This is a genomic window from Leptothoe sp. ISB3NOV94-8A, from assembly GCF_043421595.1.
Lineage (GTDB): Bacteria > Cyanobacteriota > Cyanobacteriia > Phormidesmidales > Phormidesmidaceae > Leptothoe > Leptothoe turfae.
The window spans coordinates 1,260,758-1,280,656 of the sequence record NZ_JAXSQW010000001.1 but is presented as its reverse complement, the minus strand read 5'-3'; the positions used below and the strand labels follow the sequence as shown (position 1 = coordinate 1,280,656).

The window sequence follows — 19,899 nt, the reverse complement described above, 5'->3', positions numbered from 1 at the left end:
TATTTATTTAATGCGAGTATCCAACATCTCTGCCAGTTCTTGCTCTTCAAAGGCTTTGACCACCTCAGAACGCAGATGATCCACAAACAGATTGCGATGATACTCAAACCCTTTGCTCATCATGTCGCGGGGACGGGACATCTCTACTGGCACCATGGCCAAAGTGCGGCCTGGGTTGGCGGTTAAAATCAACACCCGATCCGCCAAGTAAACGGCTTCATCAATGTGGTGGGTAACAAAAATAACGGTCTTACCAGTGCCTTGCCAAATATCTAGCAAGAACTTTTGCATTTGATGACGGGTTTGGACATCCAGGGCAGCAAAGGGCTCATCCATTAGCAACACATCGGTGCCAAGACAGAGAGCTCGGGCAATGCAGGCCCGCTGTTGCATCCCCCCCGAGAGCTGATGGGGATAGCGGTTTGCCGCTTTTAACAGCCCCACCTGTTGTAAATACTCCTTGGCTCGCTGGTGGCGTTCCCGTTTTCCTAAGCCCTGTAGATTTAACCCAAAAGCAACGTTATCAATCACCGACAGCCAGGGAAATAGAGACGCCTGCTGGAAGATCATAGAACGATGGGGAGACGGTTCTGTGATGACCTCACCACGAAATCGCAGTGTCCCCGATGTGGGTGTTTCCAAACCAGCAATCATGCTTAGCAGGGTACTTTTGCCGCAACCACTGGGACCAATAATCACTAAAAATTCCCCCGGTTCTACGGAGAAACTGATGTCGTCAATGGCTAAATTGGCTTCAGAGCTGTCAGGATTCCAGATTTTACTGACGCGATCGCAAACAATCTCACCCATCCATAAACCCTCCTGTACACCGTTTCTCAACTCCGTTGAATAAACCTCGCTGGATGGGTGGGCCAATGCCCACCCTACTATATTTGCGCCGATCCTTTCCACCACAGCACCCGTTGCTGCACCTGCCGAAATCCAACATCCAACAGGTAGCCCACCACCCCAATCACAGCCATGCCTAAAAACATCAGCTTGGCATTAAACATTTGCCGACCTACCATCACAATGGCTCCTAGCCCGGTATTCACCCCCACCATCTCAGCTGCCAACACCGCCATCCAGGCCGCAAAAAAGTTAATCCGCAGGATAAAAAACAGATCTGGAATCACCGCCGGTAAAATCACCTTAAACATCACCTGACGACGGCTGGCACCCAGAACCCGTGCCGTATTGATATACAGCTGATTGACATTGTTAATAGCATTAACCGTCGCCAGGGTAAGCAAAAAGAAAATGCCAATAAACACCACAAAAATGGCCGCATTATCCCCAATACCAAAGGCCATAATGGCAAAGGGAATCCAGGCAATAGGAGCAATGGGAGCCAGCAGCGTAATCACTGGTAGGGTGAGTTTACCAAAAATCTTAAAGTAACAGGCCAGGCCACCCACCCCAATGGCGGCAATAAAGCCCAGCACCAGACCGGCCACTACCCGCTTGAGGGTGGCCACAATGGCGGTAAGTAAAACAAAATTGCCACCCGTGCGCTCCACACCAATTCTGGGCGCAAGAAACTGTTCCTGATTACCAATTTCAGCAATAAACTCGTGGGGTGGGGGCAAAATCAAAGTGTTCACCCACCCAAGCAAGGTTACTAATTCCCAAATTCCAATAAACAGACCCAGCGAGAGACACCACCACATAGCTGACGTGGCTACAGTCTGCCACCAGCGACTGCGCGTTTTAGAAACGCGAGGTTCGGCTAGACTGACAGAAGATTTTAATTGCATGTTTTTAAGAATTGAGGAGTCAAGTTTGGGCATATACCGTTAACAATTAAGGCATCATTAAACAACAACCTCATGACTTGAATTTTATGCTCCAAAACTTCTGCAGAAACCAGTCCGGAACATATATAATCGACCCCACCGTAACTCCAAACTTAATGCCATTAGGAATAACCTAGTACGTTGGGTTGTAGGGCGGCGTTCCGGCCCTGCCCAGGGGGTTTGGGGAACTCGGAGGGACCCCAAGCAGCCGGTTTTGCATCCAGTCAATATCCTGAACCATCACTGTGAACTTTAAACAGTCACCTTCACCTTCACCCGCTCCCAAAGTTCAGGGCTTTCAGCAATCACATCTTCCAACAAAGAGAAATTAACAAAGTTATCATCCAGATCCATATTAATGTAATTCAACTCCTTCATACTTTCCGCACGCTCATACATAAAGTTACGCTTATCCCGTACATCCACACCGGGAGGCTGAGCCTGGGCAGAGGCCAACAGGCTCTCCATATCGGTCTTATAATACTTATCGATGGTGGCTTGAGCTGCCCCTTCAAAGTTATTTTCAATCTCATACTGAGCTTCAAAGAAGACTCGAATAACGTCTTTCACCATCTCGGGTTCGTTTTCAATGATTTCGTTACGAACGGCGAGAACACAGTCAGGATAGCCACTGCCATAAATATCAACACCATTACCCAGAATATTGCCGTTGGTCTGGGTTTTAGCTTTGGTGGCATAGGGTTCAATGTGGCTGACAGCATCCACCTGACCCGCCAGATAAGCGTTTAACAGTTCAGTTGAGTCACCCAGGTACACCATTTCCACATCGTCGTAGGTCATACCTTCTTTCTTTAAATAGTCATAGACGATGACATCCAGAGTGTCGGCCTGGAAGGTGGCAACTTTTTTACCCTTCAGATCAGCAAAGGATTTGATTTCGGGCTTAGCGACAATGACTAAGCCTTCGACACCACTGCCAGCAACAACTTGGAAAGATGCACCCTGGGTATAGGCTGCGATCGCATTAGTAAACGGAATCACCGCCATTTCTACCTGGCCCGTGGCCAACTGCACCGCCACATCAGCAGGCATCGGCGTCAGAGCCGCTGTTCCCTTAAACCCATACTTGGCAAAGAGTTGTTTCTCAGCAGAGTAAAACAGAGGCATATTACATAACCCCGCCCCATGGGCAAACTTAATCTCACGACCATCCCAACCGCCTGAGCCTACAGGCTTTTTACCCGGTGCGCAACTACTGAGGAAAGATAACAAAGCAGGCGTCATCGCTGCCCCCAGACTCATACCCAGAAAACGACGACGGTTAGTACGGGAATGAAACATGATAAAAGTCTCCTTAGTTTAATGTATTCATCAGATAACGAAGCCAATGGACTGAAGCAAGAACAAGAACTTTAGAATAAAGCTTCACCCTAACGATGGGTGATAGCTCTGACAACTGGTGCAGTAAAACGACTTATAAGCCTCTGGTCTAAACCAGCCGTCATAGACCTTTTTCACATAGGGAAAGACGTCTTTAGCAAGCTCTCGACGGCGTAATTCATCCGGTGTGAGGGGAGCCTTGAGCATTTCGGCCAACTCATCCAGCAACGCATCCTTGTCCACATGGGTAAACGTGCCATTCTCTAGAATTACCTCACCTGCCACCATGACAGCATCAATACCATGGGGGCGACTCCGGTGAATAACAGCTTCCAGAACAGGAATGGTGTCATCGAGATAGGGATAGGCCAGATGCTCCCAATCCATCACCACCAAGTCTGCAGCTTTACCGGGCTCTAATACACCTACTTCATTGGCAAAGCGCGTAGTATGAGCGCCATTTTCTGTCGCCATTTGAAATACCTGGGATGCTGCGGGCACCAGAGAATCCATACCGGGGACTCGATGCAACTTGAGAACCAGCCGCATTTCCTGGAGCATATCGCGGTCATCATTGATGCCTGCCTCATCCAAACCCATGCCCACTCTAACTCCCTTCTGAGCATAATGATTAAGAGGAGCAACACCACTTTGTAGGCGGAGGTTAGAACTCGCATTGTGGCAGATCATCGTCCCTGTTTCGGCAATGAGATCAATGTCTTCTTCCGTCAGCCACACACCATGCCCCAGGGTTAAATGGGGACCTAAAACACCTAATTTGTGAAGATGCTTCACTGCGGATGTACCTGTACGACGATGGGCATACTCCATCTGATAGGGAGTTTCCAGGAGGTGCATGTGCATGCCAACACCATACTTATGTGCATACTCTGTCTGGGTAGTAATGGCATCATCGTCACACCAGTGCAGATTGGCAGGCGCTAACTGTAGGCGAATGCGATCATCGGCAGCCCCTTCCCACTTTTTCCAAAGTGTTTCAAAGAACCAGAGAAAGTCTTCCAAAGGTACTTCGTGGGGCTTGAGCAGGGCCTCCATATCCGCCGCAATACTGGGAGGTAATTTAGCGACAAATTCATCGTTAGATTCATAAACAAAATGGTTCTGCGTACGCACACCAAAACAGTAGGATGCTCGCATACCAATGTCTTCATAGGCTTTGAGTATCTTGTCTGTAATCTCTGGCCACAGGGTGGCAGGTCCTGGCAACCAGCCATGGATATGTTGCACCGTTGTAATCCCTGACTCCACCATTTCAAAAGCAGAGTAGAGAGTATCCAGATAAAAATCCACTTGCCTGGCAGACAGACGACTGGCAAACCAAAGCTCTAGGGGATAGTCCAGCGACCCTAGTTGAAAGGGAGTTAACCCCACATGGTGGTGACTATTAACAAAACCTGGCATCACCACATGGTGAGCTGATCCCAGCATCTTATCAGGTTCATATTTTGCGGACAGTTCCTGATACGTCCCCACGTCTATAATGGTACCGTCATCTACAAAAACAGCACCATCTTCAATAATCTCAGCCTTTGTGCGGCTGATAGCTTTGCAAATAATATATTTACCCCGGATGAGAGTGGATGGCATGGCAGAATTCGCTGAGACAACGAACTTCGAAAGAGAAGTCTAATAAGGCCCCAACTGCTACAGCTAACTGTAAAAAACTAAGCTAATACTGCTCTAGAAAGGGCTTCAGGGAATGTTGCGCTAGTGCCCAAAACACCTTAATGTAAAGCCTAAACCACGCCAAGCTTAGACCGAGCTATGAAAGAAATCATAAGTGAACTGTTTTTGAAAGAACCGTATAAAACAATACGCTTCTCTGAGAATTTCAGTGATTTTTTGTAAACATTACTAAAAATGGGTGTTGCTGATCTTCGGGATGATTTTATCTTTCAAATTCAGACGATTAGCGAGGTCTACCGATCAATTTACCCCCCAAATCAGCACGACAAAAAATGATACTCCCACGATCACCCTTAGATAGTTTGAGTGTTCAAGCGATAGCTAAAAAACTAGCAACAGGGGAGTTAAGCATTACAGAATTATTACAGGCTTGTTTTCAGCGAATTGAGTTACGAGAATTTCAGGTACGTGCATGGACATATCTTGATATGGACCATGCACAACAGCAGGCAACTGTGTGGGAACAGAAATTGCAACAGGAGGGAAGCCAAACCCTGGAAACTTTTCCACTGTTAGGCGTCCCCATCGCGGTAAAAGATATCTTTGCCACATTAGAGATGCCCACTGGCTGGGGAACAGAAATTTATCGTAATCGGTATATGGGTTATGATGCAGCAATTGTCTCAAAACTCAAGGCAGCGGGGGCAATTATATTGGGCAAAACCGTTACCACAGAGCTGGCCACAGCCGCCGCAGGACCGACAGCCAATCCCCACAATTTGGCCCATACTCCTGGTGGTAGCTCCAGCGGTTCGGCAGCAGCGGTGGCAGATGGAATGGTGCCAATTGCCATGGGCTCACAAACCATGGGCTCAATTTTACGTCCGGCTGCCTACTGTGGCATATTTGGATTCAAACCGAGTTTTGGGCTAATTTCTCGCTATGGCATGATGCCCGTTGCTCCAGTCCTCGATCATGTAGGAGTCTTTGCCCGTTGCTTAAATGATATTCACCGATTGTTAACTGTATTAATAGGTACAGATAATCGAGATCCAGATTGCCAGACGACTAAACAGACTTTTTCTTTTAAAGCAACATCACTATCAGTTCGGTCAACAAAAGATTTTCAATCAATCCGCCTGGGCCTGATCAAAACATCTCACTGGCAACAGACAGAGCGTATTGCTCAATCTCGATTAATGCAAGCTATTACAGTGTTGAGACAGGCTGATATTCGAGTGGATTTGGTGGCGTTACCTGCTAATGTTGATCCCTATTGGAATATTGTTCAAACCCTATGTGCCCATGGCTTGTACCAAAATCATGGTGCTCTTTTATCCAAGGCTCCCGATCGGTGTTCTCCCTTGTTACGAGATTGGTTGCAATGGGGAAAATCTATTTCTGCTGATACTTCCCAGCAAGCTTGCCGATGGCGCTATCGCTATCGTGAACAATTACGCCCTATCTTTGCCAAATACGATGCCATGTTAAGTCCGGTCACTCTGGGACCTGCACCTTTGGGACTGGCCAATACAGGTTCACCCATATTTTGTGGGCTGTGGACCCTATGTGGGTTGCCAGCTCTAAATATCCCTCTAGGAAAAACGGTGGATGGTTTGCCACTGGGCTGTCAGTTGGTGGGCTCCCTCTATAATGATCAAAAACTCCTAGAAATTGCCCATCAATGTTGGGCGATTTTAAGTCCTGTTTTTGGAGAGATTACGCTGCCTCCCGTGTCATTCCTGACAGATGAAGGTATAAAACAATGTCAGAGTCATTATGGGTTTGAATTCTCTCCAGGGTATAGCTAAATTTAGCAATTAGGCAGATTGTTGAACTTAAACAACAGCGTCGCCAGAATGGGTTGCCTTTAGTGCTGGATCCGGATAAGGGATCACTATAAAATCGTTTGATCAGCGTTGTATCTAATTAGCTTTTGCCTGGGGTTATATAACTTTTTGTATAAAAATACTCGCCTTAAAAGCAATCAAGATTGTGAGAATACAATGGTTGATGCTACATAAATCCCTGAAATGGGAAATTATCAGTCAAGGTGCTAAATGAGCGTTTTCTTGCAAGATTAAACAATTCCTAGATTTAATCCGCTCACAATCTTAAATTTATCAGTATAAAGAACCTTATAAGCTTTTGTGCCTTGCACTACAATGATTTCAGGTCAAAATCTGTTACACAATTTTCAGCCCTTCCTGGGTGGGGATTAGATGTCAAGTCAAGTGTTTAAGTTACTCAGCATTTAGATTTTCTTAGTGTCGCCTACCGAGGCTCGGCTATGTCAGATCAGGCTTTACCGTCTATTCCAGGCTATATTCTGACCACAAAACTCTATGCAGGCAGTGGCACCGTCGTTTATCAGGCCGTCAGAGAGAATCATATTGTCAAACCTCTCGCTTTCGTCCCCTGGCACCACAACTATGCCCTGATAATGGCAGATGTGGGCGCTATCTCCCTACGGGACTATATACAGAACCACGGTCACCTTCTGAACCAGTATCGGATACTACACAAGGACATCAACCCGGCCAACATCCTCATCCATCCCAATACCCACCAAATCTGGCTAACCGACTACAACTGCGAACTCGAACGGCAAGTAGAAGAACGCACCCGAGCACTGCAGGCAAGTGAAAAACGGTTGCGGCTTGCTATGCGTGCGGCCAACCAAGGCTTTTATGATCTGAATCTACAGACGGATGAAGCCATTGTCAGTCCAGACTATGCCTTGATGTTGGGATATGATCCAGCGACTTTCTGCGAAACCGAGGCAAATTGGCAGTCACGTTTGCACCCAGATGATCGAGAACGGGTGAATCAAGCTTACTTGACCTATAAAATCGGTCAAACTCCCCAGTACAGAGCTGAATTTCGGATGCAGACTCGGCAAGGAAACTGGAAATGGATTCTCACCATGGGACAGTTCATGGAATGGGATGAAACTGGAGAACCGACAAGACTGCTGGGCACCCATACAGACATTAGCGATCGCAAGTTCACTGAAATTCAATTGGCAGCGCAGAATGCGCTTCTAGCAAAAATTGCCCAAGGTCAGCCCCTATTGGACGTGCTGAATGCTTTGATTTATCACATAGAACATAGTTTGGAGACAGTGCTCTGTTCTGTCTTATTGCTCGATAAAGAAAATCGACTTCGTCACACAACGGCCCCGAGCTTACCCACTGCTTATACCCAGGCAATTGATGGCGTGTTAGTTGGTGAAGGTGTGGGGTCTTGTGGGACAGCAGCCTTTCTTAATCAAACAGTTATTGTGGCCGATATCGCCACTGACCCCCTATGGTCTGCTTACAGAGACTTGGCATTAACCCATGGTCTCAAAGCTAGCTGGTCAAGCCCAATTCAGGCCCGTGGTGGCCAGGTTTTAGGGACATTGGCAATGTATTACAAACAGGTGAGATCACCGCAAACCCATGAATTAAAAATGATTACGCAGATGGCCCATATTGCAGGTATTGCCATCGAACGTCACCAAGCAGACGCTCAACTGCGCCAAAGCGAAGCCACTCTACTCAAAGCACAACAGGTCGCTCACGTCGGTAACTGGGAGTTTGACATCGCTAGCCAGACTATCACCTGGTCACCAGAAATGTTCCGCATCTATGGGTTAGAGCCAACCGCATCAGCGCCGTCCTATCCAGACTATCTACAAATGCTGCCGGCTGAGGCTTGCCTGCAATTACAGAGTTATGTCGAACGGGCACTCGCTGAAGGCACCCCGTATACAATTGAATACAGTCGAACTCGATCCGATGGGTCGCTGAGCCATCACGAGTATCGTGCCGAGGTAGAACAAGACGAACAGGGACAGGCAATTCGTTTACTTGGTACGGTCCTTGACATCACTGACCTTAAACAAGCTGAACTGGCCCTACAAAATCTGGTTACGGGAACAGCCGCAACCATTGGTCAGGATTTCTTCCCAGCCCTGGTTCATCACATCAGTGTAGCCCTCGACGTTCCCATCGCCTTAATCACTCAATTTGTGGATCAAGAGCTGCAAAGTCTGGCCTTTATTGTTGACGGTGAACCGCAACCGAATTTTGCCTACGATCTTCCAGAAACCCCCTGTCGTGATCTTGTTGTTAACTATTCCTACCATTGTCCCAGTGGTGTTTCTGAGCATTTTCCCAATAACCCTATGCGAGAGAAAGCCGTTGAGAGCTATCTAGGGGTAGCCCTGCGCGATCGCCAAGGTCAAGTACTAGGAAGCTTGTGCATCTTTGACCGACAACCTTTGCGGGATCCCAAACGAGCCAAACAGATTTTAGAAGTCTTTAGTGGCCGAGTTTCAGCTGAACTAGAACGCCAGCGTGCAGAAAATGCCCTCCAAAATCTGATTGAAGGCACGGCGGCATTAACCGGTCCTGACTTTTTCCCAGCTCTGGTTCAACACATTGCCACCGCTTTGAATGCGTCCCATGCATTTGTTACCGAAATTGTTGAAGGCAATCAATTGCGCTATTTGGCCGCTTGGGGGGATGGCCAGCATCTACCGAACGAGATTGTTGAGGTCGAAGGTACCACCTGTGGATTTACCCTTAGGGCAGGGGTGTATCACTGTGAGAGAGAGGTCATAGCTTGCTTTCCTCAAAATCCTAGACTGGTGTCGATGGCGGTAGAAAGTTACATGGGTGTGGCGCTACAAAATCGTCAAGGTCAAGCACTTGGAACACTCTGCATTTTTTCACGCCAGTCCATAGTCAACCCGGAACACTCCCAGGAAATTCTACGAGTGTTTGCGGATCGGGCCGCTGCTGAGCTTGAGCGACTAAGAGCGCAAACAGCCTTAGAACAACTTAATCAAAAGCTGGAACAGCGTGTAGAGCGACGTACCCAAGAATTAGCGCGTTCTGAGCAGGACTTACGCACCATCTTTAACAATGTCTACGATGGCATCATGATTCACGATTTAGGGGGTACCGTCCTTGACGTTAACGACCGATATGTGGAGATGCTGGGAGCGACGCGAGAGCAAATTCTGGCTGCCAGCATCGCTGATTTTATGGCCCCAGAGGCTCCTATCGAACAGATTTTGGAAATAACTCAACAGGTGGCAAAGGGTAAAGATCTGAGGGTGAAATGGAAGGCCCGTCGATTGGATAATGACACTACGTTTGATGTGGACGTGTCCTTAAAGAAATTAATGTTAGGTAACCGTCCGGTCATTATCGCATGTGCCCGTGATATCAGCGATCGCCAACGTGCTGAAAGCGCCTTACATTTAAGTGAAGCCCGTGCTCATGCAGCCTTTGAGCAGGCCGCCGTAGGCATTGCTGAAAGCAGCTTAACCGATGGTAAAATCACCCGCACCAACAATTATTTTTGTCAAATGACCGGCTATACAGCCCAAGAGCTTGAGTCTTTGACATCGGCTGATTTAACCTATTTTGAAGATCTCAACGACTCACAACAACAAATAAAACAACTCTTCACAGGCGCAATTGATAGTTTCACCCTTGAAAAGCGTTATATCCGTAAAGATGGCTCCTACTTTTGGGCGACCACAGCCGTTACCCTGATCCAAAACCCAGCAGAAGACTCCCCTCGCTGTTTAGCAGTTATTCAGGACATTAGCGATCGCAAAGCCGCTGAAACCCAACTCCAACGCACCAATGCAGAACTGGTCCGCGCCACCCGTCTCAAGGATGAGTTTTTAGCCAATATGAGCCATGAACTGCGCACCCCGCTTAACGCTATTCTAGGATTGTCTGAAGCGTTGCAGGAGAAAGCCTTCGGTCCCTTGACCAAGCAGCAACTTAAATACCTGAAAACCATTGAACACAGCGGCACCCATTTACTAAACCTGATCAACGATATTCTCGATGTCGCCAAAATTGAAGCAGGACAACTCGAACTAGAGTTAAGTGTCACCAACATTGAGAGTCTGTGTGAATCTAGCTTGGCACTCGTTAAACAACAAGCACTCAAAAAACGCATTTCCCTCACAACAACGATCCCTCCCAACTCCCCCACACTGGCTATTGATGCACGACGCATTCTACAGAGTCTGGTGAACCTACTCAATAACGCCATTAAGTTCACCCCTGAAGGGGGATGTGTGGCCTTGGCGGTGCGTTATCATCACCAGGACGATCCGTCGAAACCATCTCACTTACAAAAACCATCTGAGGTTATGCAAGCTTCCCATGCATGGAGTTGGGAATCTGGCCCCCTCACCGCTAGACACTACCTCAAACTCAGTGTGGCGGATACGGGCATTGGTATTGCTCAAAAACATATCACTAAACTCTTCAAACCCTTTTCCCAAATTGATAGCACCCTCAATCGAAAATATACGGGCACCGGTTTAGGCTTAGTTTTAGTCAAACAAATGGCCGAGTTGCACGGGGGAACCGTTAGTTTAACCAGCGAAGTTGGCGTGGGTAGCTGTTTTAGTATTAATCTCCCCTATGAGTCTGTTGCCCCGCTGATTGAACCAGGCCAATCACCTCATCAGATCAGCCCGCTAAGCCTGCCTGTCTCTGGTCAACAAGACAACTCACCCCTGATCCTATTGGCGGAAGACAATCAAGACACCATTAGTTTAATGGTGTCCTACTTAGAGACCATCGGCTATCGACTGATGGTGGCTAACAATGGTCTAGACGCCCTTGAATTAGCCCATACACATCATCCTGATTTAATTTTGATGGATATCCAAATGCCGGACTTAGATGGTCTCAAATCGATTCAGCGGATTCGTCATCAAGATTCAACCCTCAAATCCGTTCCCATTATTGTCCTAACCGCCCTGGTCATGGCGGGAGATCAAGAGCGTTGTCTAGCAGCTGGTGCGAACGAGTACCTCGGTAAACCCGTCAAGCTCAAACAACTAGCCCTGACCATTCAAAAATTGTTAGTTCAATAAGGTGGTCATTGCATGAAAATACCGATTATTCTTGTTGTGGATGATGAGCCCAATAACTTTGAGGTAATTGAGGCACTGTTGGCAACCGAAAATTACGAATTACAGTCTGCAACCAGTGGTAAAGAGGCCCTTGAGATCCTTCCTTCTGTGCAACCGGATCTGATTCTCCTGGATATTGCAATGCCTGAGATGGATGGCCTGGCGGTCTGTCAAAAGATAAAAGCAATGCCCCAGTGGCAATCTATTCCCATCATCATCGTGACGGCTGTGACAGGCAAGCTGGTTTTAGCCAAATGTTTAGAGACTGGCGCAGATGATTTTATTAGTAAGCCCGTTAGTGGGTTAGAACTTAGAGCGCGTGTGCGTTCAATGCTGCGTATTCGCCAACAACATCAGCAATTGTCCGCATTCAATACCCACCTGGAAGCAACCGTACAGGAACGAACAGAGCAGTTACAAACCATGATTGCTCAAGATAGCTTAACCAAGTTACCTAGCCGAACCAATCTCCTGGAAAAATTAGCCGAATGTTTGGATAGGAAAGACTCAACCTTGGCCGTTATTATTCTCGACTGCGATCAGTTCCACTTGGTGAATGGTTCGTTTGGCCATGTGTTTGGGGATAAACTTCTAGTTGCGATCGCCCAACGATTACTAAAAAAGATTCGCCCCAGCCATATCCTTGCACGTCTTGGTGAAGATGAATTTTGCTGGGTTGTCAATCCAATTTCTGAGGCTAATGCCACCGCCATTGATTCAGTGATCCAAACAATTAGTAACAGTTTCCATCAGCCGTTTCTGGTGGAAGGGTGTGAAATTTATATGACCGCCAGTGTGGGGATTGCCTTTAGTCAGGAACCCTGTCAAACAGCGGCACAACTGCTCCAGGCTGCCGATACTGCCATGTATCAAGCCAAGCTTAGAGGTAAGGGAAGTGTTCAAATATTTTCCCCGCAGATGCATGTTCAAATCCATGATCGATTGACTCTAGAAGCAGATCTCCAACGAGCATTGAATAATCAAGAGTTCACGGCATTTTATCAGCCCATTATTCACCTTGAAACTTTGAAGATAGTCGGCTTTGAAGCGTTAATTCGTTGGCAACATCCTGAGAAAGGCATTCTGCCACCAGGTCTCTTTATCCCATCCATAGAGGCCTCAGGTTTAATTGAACCTGTGGGAATTTTAATCTTCCAAAAAGCTTGTCAGCAACTGCAAGTTTGGCAGCAACGGGGGTGGCCAGAGCTAACCATGAGTATTAATGTCTCACCCCGACAATTCAACTCTCCAAACTTATTAGACAGCATTGATCAAGTATTGACTGAAACCCAGGTTAATCCAGCCTGTTTGAAGCTTGAAATCACGGAAAGTGCCATCATGGGAAATATTGATAATGCGACTGCTCTGACAAAAGAGTTGCAAGCTCGACAGATGCAAGTGAGCATTGACGACTTCGGTACAGGGTATTCATCTTTGAAATATTTAAACTGCTTTTTAGTCAATAATCTCAAAATTGATCGTTCCTTTATCAAGGAATTTACCTCAGAAAGGAATCATTATCCAATTGTGAACACAATTGTAGCGCTTGCTCAAGAATTAGGGTTATCGATTATTGCAGAGGGGATTGAAACACAACAACAGCTTTTATGGCTCCAGAACTTAAAGTGTGACTTTGGACAGGGCTATTTTTTCTCTAAACCACTGCCAGCCAGTGAAATAGAAAAAGTGTACTTAAATCGGGACAGCGATTAAATAAGTCCCAGCGTTGCTGAGCCTCGGGAGGGTTTAACCTAAGAAAAAGCTGGTGTAAAGTCAGCTTACCAGATCGATATCAATGACCCGATAACCGCATAACATAATCATCAAACTCCTTGATATACACCTCCAACGGAGCATGCAATAAACCTGATTTATCCGAACCAAAATTCGCACCTGCCTGCATCCGCTCAACCATTTCCTTATCTTCAATGGTCGCTATTTCAATCACATTGACAATCTCTTTCACAAACTTATCAGGATCAGGTATTGTCTGCATCGCATGGTGAGAGAAAGAAACTCCCCAACGAGCATTTGTCTGGTCAACAGATTTGGGTTCAAGGGCCATCCACCAAACAAAATTTGGTTCAACCGCAACTAAACCATTCGGGAAAACACCCGCCACATAAAACCGTCTATGTTCATTTTCATCTAGCTGGGGGTTATAAATAGCTGGCTGATGTTCATGGGTATACGAATTACTGTGAATCGTAAAATTGGGATCGCCAGTCGGGCCATATTCAACTAACTTGGTTGGGTTCGCAGGGCCAATAGACTTCGTATGGGTGTAAGTGGTGTGATAACTCTCAATAAAGTTGTGGTAGATCAGCTTCCAGTTAGCATTCCATTGTTCCTCATGCACCACATGCCGATCTTCATAACGATCTAGCTCAAAATTCTTAAGTATATAGCTAAGATTTTTCAACCGCTCAGACACTGGCAGCAAGTCTTGTCGTAGAGCAACAAAAATGTAACCAAGATACTCTTCTGTCGCCAGGGTTTCCAAGGAAAGTCCATCAATGTCGCCCGCCCTAAACCCTTCCCGCTCAGGCACACTGACTAACTCACCATCTAATTTATAAACCCAGCAATGGTAAGGGCACACAATACTTTTTGTGGACCCACAGCCCTCTAACAGTTTGACGTAACGATGCAGACAGTAGTTTGCCATTGTCCGAAGGTCACCATCTTGCTGACGCATGACAATAATAGGCCGTGACCCTAAGGATGCCGTCATATAGTCCCCGGGATTGGGAATCGCCCCCGAACGCCCTACCATCACCCAATCGTTATCAAAAATGCTGGTCATCTCATGGGCAAACAGATCAAGATCCGTGAAAGTCTTTTGCTGACGTGCCAGCATCCGACTTGGAATGTTGGGGGCCAGGGACTGATTTAATGTGTAGTTGAACTGTTTAGAAGGGCTCATAATGTATCGCTTCTTTTCCCGTAGTACCGTCTGTGCACAAAGAATATCAAACGAACCAAATACTGCGATAGTGACTATACGGGGACTGCACAAAAATAAAGCCCCTGGTTGGGGCTTTAGATGGGTGGATAAAAAGCAATAACAGGCCTAATGCTTCGTTGAGAGCCCCCCAGCCATAGGAATTAAAATGAAGCGATTCATCAATCGCCGCACCGCCTGGGTATAGCCCTGTTCGAGTTCCATTGCGGGCATCCCATGATCATCCAACACAGTCTGAAGCCGATCATAGGCCTGGGGCAGCTGATTAAATGGAATCGATGGAAAGGCATGGTGTACAGCATGGTAGTTGAGACCTCCCACTAACCAACTAAACCAGTGGCTCGTCTGTAAATTTCGAGAAGAATATAGTTGCGTCAGTTGATGACCGCCCACTTGCTGCCATAAACCATAGTGTTCTAAATGTGCTCGTGTTTGGGCAATCACGCCAACAACTCGTTCTAGGCAAAGCCAAAATAACAAATAACGCCAAATACTTGTGTGGGAAAGAATAACAACCGCAATTAAACAAGCCTGAACAATTCCTATGCCCAAAAAATCAGCAAATAACTGAAATCTCAATCGGGGTAATAAATCCTGACATCTGCGGCCACCCATGAGGGTTTTAAGGATGATTCCTAAACCACCCAAAATCAGAATATCTATCAGCCACTGGTGGCGCATGTACCACTGTACGAAGGGCGATGCATCCTGATATTCCTGGGTAGTCCATTGAATGCGCTCTGGGTCGCGTAAATCTAGACCATTCCAACCGTGGTGTAACCGATGCAGCTTTGCATAAACACCGACGGGCCAGAGCATCGGCCAAGATATGATTCGTGCCAGCGTCTCTTCCACAACAGGCCAGCCTAGAAGTGTATGGTGAATCGCGTCATGGGTACAGATCAGCCAGAAGGCATAAAACACACCTGCGACAACAGTCCATCCCCAGAAACTGAGGCCAGCAGCATGGGTCCAGGCCAAGGTTATACAGCCTATTACAGCAACTCCCAATACACCAAAGCGTAAGCACCCTACCCAGAAATTGACGGCCTGCAAATCGGTAACGGCTGCTTGTAGAGCCTTGTTGGAAACTGTCGGTCGCAAACAGGCCTCTGTCATAGTGATATGTTTTTGATTAGGTAGACTCACCATTGTACCTAGCCCCATTACTATTGACGCTTGGCAACAACAAACCATGGGGCCATTGGCTTGAATGAATAGCCCATGGCGCTGATGGTTTTGCCTATCTTACTAATGTAACGGTAAAAAATGAAGAAATTATGAGGTTTAGTGGGAACACAAAGGCCCTAAAAATTAGAGGGATGAGGTCTGAGATTTTGCCATAGTCCATACTTTGCTGCCATCTCAGGAGAAAGATCTGGAAGCTTTTGCAGCAAGCTATGCCAAGTTTGGTAATTATTTAAAGCGTCTACAACCACTGCCAACGGGGCTGGCAGAATCGCAGGAAAATCAGTCTCTTCTGTTAATCGCGGGCTAAAGGCGAGTTTTTCCTGAGGGGGCATAAACCGTGCATCTATCCCCCCACGGTTTCCCCTCGGGTCAATGCGATACCAGCCGATTTCAGGTAAATAAACGGCATTTAACCCGTGGAGACAATAGGGTGCACCCTGATCATTGACACTTAGGCGTTGATAACAAAAGCCAGTCGGAATGGCATTAGCCCGCAGCAGGGCAGCGAGCAGATGGCTTTTGGCATAACAATAACCCGTCCGATGCCGCAGCACATCGGACGCGCGACAGGTCACCGGGTTTAACTGATAGTCAAAACTGTGACGAATTTCATCCCGCACCCATTGAAAGCAGACCTGGGCAATTTCCGTCGGTTTTCCATGGCCTTTTGCGAGAAAAGCGGCCAGCTCCACAATGGACGGGTGTTGCCAATCAATAATGTTGGAGGTCTGCAAATAGGCGGTTATCGCTGGTTGATCACTCATCTCGACCTAGCCCTTAAAACAGTACATCTTAAGGATGGTAACGGAGATATTAGATAGCTTAAATCAGCCGCTTTGAACCCATCCATCAAATGAGTTAATGGGGTCTGCCCATGAACATGAGCTTGCCCTACAAAAAATTGGCGGAGCTGGTTAACTCACTAATCGCATGGCCTGAGGCGTGCCAAAGCTCGATTGAGAATTCATACCAAAGGCGCGTTGGATATTGTCCATGGTCATCACTGCATGGGGGCGATCGTTGGCCAGCAGTTGCCGATTGAGTAATAGCAATCGATCATAGCGATAAAGATCATCACCCCATTCATGGCTACATACCAGTATTGTTTTTCGTTGGGCACTGAGTTCGGCAAAAATATCGACCATCACGGCCTCAGTCTTCTTATCAATGCCAGTGAATGGTTCATCGAGCAAAAAGAGTTCTGCCTGCTGAGCTAAGGCACGGGCCAGAAATACACGCTGCTGCTGCCCGCCGGAAAGCTGACCAATGGGACGATCTTTGAGAGATAGCATATCTACACGATCAAGGGCTTCACTGGTCATCCGCTTAGCATCAACGCCAGGGCGACGGACCCATCCTAAGGCTCTAGTCTGGGCCATCATCACAACATTCCAGACAGTCACAGGATAGTCCCAATCAATTTGCGATCGCTGCGGTACATAGGCCACCCGTCGCCGCTGTCGTCGCAGAGGTCCACCACAAAATAGCACCCGTCCCTGGCAGGGGGTTAGCCCCAAAATGGCTTTGATTAGAGTGCTTTTACCTGCTCCATTGGGGCCAATTAACCCCACCAGCTCCCCCGGTTGCAAATGCAATGTAATTGCATCCAATGCCGAAACGCCCCGATAGTTAACGGACAGGTTTTCAACCTCTAGCATGGGTAGAAATGATAATCGTTATCGTATGGCAATCGCAACTATAGCAAATTTTTGAGGGCATGCCATGGTAGAGGTTGATTTATTCCTTTAGATATTGGTAGATATCGGGTAAATCAACTGGAAAATGCATAGGATGGCACCCCCAACGCATTGCCCAGTAAACCTAAACGGTAAAGGTTGGCCAACGGTTCCTGAAATGAATTAGCGTTAATTCCCAGAAAATAACGGCTGCGAACATTTGCCAATATCTCTAAGGGCAAATGCCCTGCCACGTTAGATAATTCTGGTTCCGGTGACCACAGGGGGCTGTGGCAGATAATCTCTTGAGCCGAAAAAATCAGGTCATCCAGGGTATTGATTTGCAAAATCGTCGTAATATCAGATGCCGTAGCTCCATAGCCGTAGGCAAAGGCAGCAGCCAGGGCAATGTTGAGGAAGCCATGCACTTCTACGGAATTGCCATCGGGTAGCAGTTGCCAACTGCGTAAGGGCTGATGTAGACCACCAGTCGCCTTCAAGGGAATCTGCCCATTGGCACAGGTTACTAGCAAATGGGCTAATGTATCAATGCTGGGGCAATCGGCAGCAGTTGGCCCACCCATGCGCACCTTAATGGCCGCGCGGCTACCTTGCAATACTGCCAAATAGTCGGGTAGGGTCGCATCCAGGGGTACCTCAAAAAAGAGATCGCTGTGGGGTGGCAGATGGGGAAGCAGGGGTGCGATCGCATCTGCACCTGCCAGCTTAAATTCAAGGGCTGAAATCGTAAACCGGTTTTGTTTTTTTAGCCACGGCGCTAAATTCTCTAGTGCTTGCGCCGAAGGCTCTAAGATGACGCTCAGTGGCCAAAAGGCTGCTGCATATTGTTGCTCTAATTCATCTAAACAGTTTTCAAACTGAGATAATTGAGATAAACATAAGACAAATCGTCCCAGCATCCAACGATGGGAACTGTCACTATATCGCTCATAGGCAGTGATGGCTGCTGCCATACCTAGGCTCGTAGAAGAAAGCAACCCTGCATAGTCAATCAATGTTGAGAGCAGTAATCGAAGGGAAGGAGCAGTCATCTTAAATTAATGAACAACCAGAAAAATAAATTTAATGACTTGTAACAAGTTTTCAGAGGGCGATATTCAGAAAGAAGAATCTTGAACAAACTAGTTTCATTATAGTCTCTCCCATCAAGATGAGGTATCGATATGTGATTTGGACAAAAAATCATGAAGAGATTGCCATCAATGCCTGAAGCCACTGATGGCAATCCACTGTAATGTCGATACCAACTCAGCTTGAATTGTTGTTAGAGATAGTTTGTTATGGCCTCGTTCCCTATCAATTCTCAAGCCTTGAGATATTGATCATTGTCGATTCATTTCCTAAATCAGCCATGACAGAGAGGTGTTCTCTAGTCGAATCTTCCTACCATGGAGGCGGCGTAGAAACGGTCCAAAAAATCGGGTATCAATTTAAGGTGTTGTTTTGGCGCTTAGAAACCCAAAAACGGTGGGTCAATATTCCCTGGCTAGGGCTAAATAGCAATGTCAATAAAAAACAGCTAAATAGGGTCAATGTAATCGCTGGCCCCGACGGAATATCAAGGTAATAGCTCACATACATACCCACCAGGCTAGAAATCACACCCAGGCCTGAACCGACCATCATCATCCAGTGAAGTTCAGTCGTTAATAAAGAGGCGGCAGCCGCCGGGCTAATCATTAAGGCCATCACCAAAATAACTCCCACCGCCTTCATGCCAGCCACAATCGCCAGGGTAATCAGGGTCATCAATCCCACATTGATCCGGGTAACCGGCAGACCACTCGCCTCTGCCCCTAACGGATCAAAGGTAAAGAATAAGAGTTCTTTATAGAAAATTTTGACAGCAACTAGAATAATGACGGTAATCCAGCCAATCTGCCAGACATCACCCATTGAAATACTCAGAATATCGCCAAACAGAAGCCCTTCAAGGCCGATACGACTGCGTAGGATCGTCAGCAGGGTAATGCCCAACGCAAAAAAGCTGGAAAAGGTAATGGCCATGGCCGTATCTACCTTGACCTTGGATTGAGCCTGAATCCAGGTGGTCACAAACGTACTGATAATGCCAGAGATAAAGGCTCCCAGCAGAAGGGGGATGGTCAGGAAATTTGCGATCGCAAGCCCTGGCAGTACCGCATGGGCAACCACATCCCCCAACAAGGCCATCCGCTGCACAATTAAATAGGTACCGACGACTGGGCAAAGAATTCCGATGAGCACACCCGCCAGTAGTGCCTGACGCATAAAATCATAATTCAGCGGATCAAATAGCCAATCCATAATGGACCTCAAAACTGCACCATATCAACCACACTA

General features: G+C 47.1%; 13 protein-coding genes. 3 read left to right on the top strand and 10 right to left on the bottom strand.

Features of this window, described 5'->3' with window-relative positions:
* Window positions 1-3: 3 nt before the first annotated feature.
* The 4 genes from SPB21_RS05575 to SPB21_RS05560 all read right to left on the bottom strand — a co-directional run bounded on the left by SPB21_RS05575 (window position 4) and on the right by SPB21_RS05560 (window position 4,745).
* Window positions 4-810: an ABC transporter ATP-binding protein gene (locus SPB21_RS05575; protein ID WP_163699794.1), complete on the bottom strand. Its 807-nt coding sequence runs from the start codon at window positions 808-810 to the stop codon at window positions 4-6.
* Between the two features lie 77 nt (window positions 811-887).
* Window positions 888-1,757: an ABC transporter permease gene (locus tag SPB21_RS05570; RefSeq protein ID WP_499865877.1), complete on the bottom strand. Its 870-nt coding sequence runs from the start codon at window positions 1,755-1,757 to the stop codon at window positions 888-890.
* 291 nt (window positions 1,758-2,048) lie between these two features.
* Complete coding sequence (locus SPB21_RS05565) at window positions 2,049-3,098, bottom strand: ABC transporter substrate-binding protein (protein ID WP_163699797.1); 1,050 nt, start codon at window positions 3,096-3,098, stop codon at window positions 2,049-2,051.
* Window positions 3,099-3,182: 84 nt separating this feature from the next.
* The gene (locus tag SPB21_RS05560; protein ID WP_163664452.1) at window positions 3,183-4,745 is read right to left on the bottom strand and encodes an amidohydrolase family protein; all 1,563 of its coding nucleotides are present in this window, start codon (window positions 4,743-4,745) and stop codon (window positions 3,183-3,185) included.
* A 371-nt stretch (window positions 4,746-5,116) separates the two neighbouring features.
* On the opposite strand from SPB21_RS05560, the gene SPB21_RS05555 reads away from it, so the two are divergent.
* The 3 genes from SPB21_RS05555 (at window position 5,117) to SPB21_RS05545 (ending at window position 13,437) form a co-directional block, all read left to right on the top strand.
* Entirely contained in the window at window positions 5,117-6,595 is a 1,479-nt protein-coding gene (locus SPB21_RS05555) for an amidase (protein WP_499865875.1), read from the top strand.
* Between the two features lie 479 nt (window positions 6,596-7,074).
* Window positions 7,075-11,685 carry a PAS domain S-box protein gene (locus SPB21_RS05550; RefSeq protein ID WP_499865873.1) on the top strand — a complete coding sequence of 1,537 codons (4,611 nt, stop codon included), beginning with the start codon at window positions 7,075-7,077 and terminating at the stop codon, window positions 11,683-11,685.
* 12 nt (window positions 11,686-11,697) lie between these two features.
* Window positions 11,698-13,437 (top strand): two-component system response regulator, encoded by a 1,740-nt coding sequence (locus SPB21_RS05545; protein WP_499865872.1) that lies wholly within the window; start codon window positions 11,698-11,700, stop codon window positions 13,435-13,437.
* 79 nt (window positions 13,438-13,516) lie between these two features.
* Here the strand turns inward: SPB21_RS05545 and SPB21_RS05540 are convergent, their stop codons facing one another.
* The 6 genes from SPB21_RS05540 to SPB21_RS05515 all read right to left on the bottom strand — a co-directional run bounded on the left by SPB21_RS05540 (window position 13,517) and on the right by SPB21_RS05515 (window position 19,863).
* Entirely contained in the window at window positions 13,517-14,650 is a 1,134-nt protein-coding gene (locus SPB21_RS05540; RefSeq protein ID WP_499865870.1) for an aromatic ring-hydroxylating oxygenase subunit alpha, read from the bottom strand.
* A gap of 147 nt (window positions 14,651-14,797) precedes the next feature.
* On the bottom strand, window positions 14,798-15,808 hold the full coding sequence (locus SPB21_RS05535) for a fatty acid desaturase family protein (RefSeq protein ID WP_499865868.1): 1,011 nt from the start codon (window positions 15,806-15,808) through the stop codon (window positions 14,798-14,800).
* A 188-nt stretch (window positions 15,809-15,996) separates the two neighbouring features.
* Window positions 15,997-16,644, bottom strand: a complete 648-nt coding sequence (locus tag SPB21_RS05530; protein WP_163664462.1) for a transglutaminase-like domain-containing protein — start codon at window positions 16,642-16,644, stop codon at window positions 15,997-15,999.
* Between the two features lie 150 nt (window positions 16,645-16,794).
* The gene (locus tag SPB21_RS05525) at window positions 16,795-17,538 is read right to left on the bottom strand and encodes a metal ABC transporter ATP-binding protein (RefSeq protein ID WP_163699809.1); all 744 of its coding nucleotides are present in this window, start codon (window positions 17,536-17,538) and stop codon (window positions 16,795-16,797) included.
* Window positions 17,539-17,651: 113 nt separating this feature from the next.
* A complete protein-coding gene (locus SPB21_RS05520) occupies window positions 17,652-18,608 on the bottom strand; it encodes an alpha-tubulin N-acetyltransferase (protein ID WP_163699811.1) in 957 nt (318 codons plus the stop codon).
* A gap of 394 nt (window positions 18,609-19,002) precedes the next feature.
* Window positions 19,003-19,863 carry a metal ABC transporter permease gene (locus tag SPB21_RS05515; RefSeq protein ID WP_250564939.1) on the bottom strand — a complete coding sequence of 287 codons (861 nt, stop codon included), beginning with the start codon at window positions 19,861-19,863 and terminating at the stop codon, window positions 19,003-19,005.
* Window positions 19,864-19,899 lie beyond the last annotated feature (36 nt).